General features: G+C 64.6%; 4 protein-coding genes. All 4 read left to right on the forward strand.

Annotated features, from left to right (window positions below):
* The first annotated feature begins 76 nt into the window (after positions 1–76).
* On the forward strand, positions 77–475 hold the full coding sequence (locus tag ACIQCY_RS18210; protein ID WP_048896403.1) for a helix-turn-helix transcriptional regulator: 399 nt from the start codon (positions 77–79) through the stop codon (positions 473–475).
* Positions 472–1350, forward strand: a complete 879-nt coding sequence (locus tag ACIQCY_RS18215) for a permease (RefSeq protein ID WP_176338507.1) — start codon at positions 472–474, stop codon at positions 1348–1350. Before ACIQCY_RS18210 ends, ACIQCY_RS18215 begins: the two co-directional genes overlap by 4 nt.
* Before the next feature lie 43 nt (positions 1351–1393).
* Positions 1394–1555 carry a hypothetical protein gene (locus ACIQCY_RS18220; protein ID WP_154676754.1) on the forward strand — a complete coding sequence of 54 codons (162 nt, stop codon included), beginning with the start codon at positions 1394–1396 and terminating at the stop codon, positions 1553–1555.
* 78 nt (positions 1556–1633) lie between these two features.
* On the forward strand, positions 1634–2615 hold a 982-nt coding region (locus ACIQCY_RS18225; protein ID WP_119620694.1), incomplete at its 3' end, for an IS481 family transposase.

Consider the following 2615-nt stretch of genomic DNA (forward strand, 5'->3'; position numbering starts at 1 on the left):
TGTACTGACCGGACACGTTGATCGATAGACAAGTCGCCACTTGTGACAGAAGGCCACGCTTGTCTATAGTGTGGGTATGACAGTTTCACTGGATGTTGCCCTGCCGCGCACGGACCTGTCGGCGCGGGATCACGCGCGGATGCTTGCTCCGTTGTTGAAGCCTTTGTCAGACGAGAACAGACTGATGATCGTGCTGACGCTTGCGGCGGGGGCGTGCTCGAACAAGAAGTTGCAGGAGGCCACCGGGTTGAGCCAGGCGCTGGTGAGTCACCATGTGGCAGCCTTGCGGCAAGCGCAGCTGATCAGTGTGCGGGCCGAGGGCCGGTCCAACATCTACGCGCTGTGTTGTGAGCAGTTGGCGGCGCCGGTGCAGTGGCTCGCTCACTTGGCGACTCTCACTCCAGAGGGACAGAAGGCGTGCTGCACTGCCCCAGCAGGGGAGGGTCAGGCATCGACTGAGGGTGCTGCGCGGTGATTCATGCGGTACAGACCTTCGGGTTGATCCTGGTCGAGTTGCTCGTCCTGTTCTCGCTGATCTCGGTGCTCGTTGCGCTGGTGAACCGGCGGTTCGGGCCGGATCGGATCCAGAGCTGGATGGCCGATGGGCGCCTTCCCGGCCCGCTCAAGGGGCTACTGCTGGGGGCGATCACGCCGTTCTGTTCCTGTTCGACGCTGCCGGTGCTGGCTGGGATGTTGAAGTCGGGGGTGGCGTTCCGGACGTCGATGACCTTCCTGATCTCGTCACCGCTGCTGGATCCCATCATCGTGGCCGGGGTGGTGCTGCTGTTCGACTGGCGTATCGCGTTGGTCTACACGGTGGTCACCGCCGCATGGTCCCTGCTCGCCCCCCTAGTATGGGAACGACTCGGCATGGCCAGCCAGCTCAAGCGAGTCAAGGTCGTCGGCGACGACAGCACCCCCCACCCCTGGGCAGGCCTGCGCAACGAGATCCGGCCCGCACTCGGCGAGGCCTGGGCCGATCTGAGACCGCTGCTCGTCCCGATGGTGCTGGGTGTCTCGGTCGGTGCATTTATCTACGGTTTCGTGCCTCAGGACCAACTCGCCGCGGTCGCTGGCGACGACAAACCGTGGGCCGTGCCGTTGGCCGCCGTGCTTGGCGTTCCGCTTTACGTGCGTATCGAGACGATGCTGCCCATCGGCTTGGCCCTCAGCTCGACCGGCATGGGGCTAGGTGCAGTGTTCGCGCTGATGATCGGCGGCGCCGGAGCCTCGATCCCCGAGATCTCGATGCTCACCACCTTGTTCAAGCCCCGACTGGTCGTCACTTTCGTGGTCACTGTCATCGGCACGGCCATCGCCGCCGGCTACCTCATCCCACTGATCGCCTGACCCAACCACCACATTCCCAACCACACGAGGAGAACAAGCAACCATGGGACTCAAGGACCTCTTCACCGCACGCAAGCAGGACAGCAGTTGCTGCGGGGCCCAGATCGTGCCCGACGATGACGACCAGCCCCAGAGCGAGCAGGGAACACCCACCGAGACGGCTGCCTCTTCAGCGCCGAACAGCGAGGACACGGACGGCAACTGACATACCGAATCGATGGGGCTGCACCACAGGGTGCAGCCCCATCACTGTCTCCACCCGCTCGTCACCAGGAAGACCACCATGTCCCACGCCAATGCCGCCCTCACTCCGCGTCACCGCCTCAAGGTTGCCCAGCTGGTTGTTGACCACGGATGGCCGATCAGCGAGGTCGCTGCCCGGTTCCAGGTCTCCTGGCCCACCGTGAAGCGCTGGGCTGACCGCTACCGGGCCGGTCAGTCCATGCAGGACCGCAGCTCACGGCCTCACCGCTCCCCGAACAAGACCAGCCCCACGACTGCGAAGCGCTGTATCCAGCTCCGGCTGCGTCTGCGGGAAGGTCCGGTTCAGTTGGCATACCGGATTGGCGTTGCTCCGTCGACAGTCCACCGGATCTTGGTCGACGTCCACTTGAACCGCCTGTCGCACGTCGACCGTGCCACTGGAGAGCCTGTTCGTCGCTACGAGCACGACCACCCCGGGGCGATGCTGCACGTCGACGTGAAGAAGCTCGGCAACATCCCAGACGGCGGAGGCTGGCGCTACGTCGGCCGACGACAAGGCGAGAAGAACCGCGCAGCCACACCCGACAAGCCCAAGAACAAGCACTACGACCCGTTGATGGGCAAGGCCTACGTCCACACCGTCATCGACGACCACTCCCGCGTCGCCTACGCCGAGATCCACGACGACGAAACAGCCCACACCGCCACAGCGGTCCTGGCCAGGGCCGTCAAGTGGTTCAACGCCCGCGGGGTGACCGTCGAGCGGGTCCTGTCGGACAACGGTGGCGCCTATCGCTCACACCTGTGGCGCGACACCTGCGCCGAGCTGGGAATCAGGCACAAACGGACCAGGCCGTATCGCCCGCAGACCAACGGCAAGATCGAGCGCTTCCACCGCACCCTGGCCGACGGCTGGGCCTACGCCCGCTGCTACACCTCCGAGACGGAGCGTCGCGGCGAACTCGACGGCTGGCTGCACTACTACAACCATCACCGGCCCCACACAGCCTGCAGCAACCAGCCGCCCTTCTCACGATTGACCAACGTGTCCGGTCAGTACA

This window comes from Arthrobacter sp. NPDC092385 (assembly GCF_044755105.1).
Lineage (GTDB): Bacteria > Actinomycetota > Actinomycetes > Actinomycetales > Micrococcaceae > Arthrobacter_D.

What these genes read in the sequence shown, in the direction of transcription:
- ACIQCY_RS18210 (WP_048896403.1), top strand. Translation starts at nt 77, where the DNA reads ATGACAGTTTCACTGGATGTTGCCCTGCCGCGCACGGACCTGTCGGCG.
- ACIQCY_RS18220 (WP_154676754.1), top strand. Translation starts at nt 1,394, where the DNA reads ATGGGACTCAAGGACCTCTTCACCGCACGCAAGCAGGACAGCAGTTGC.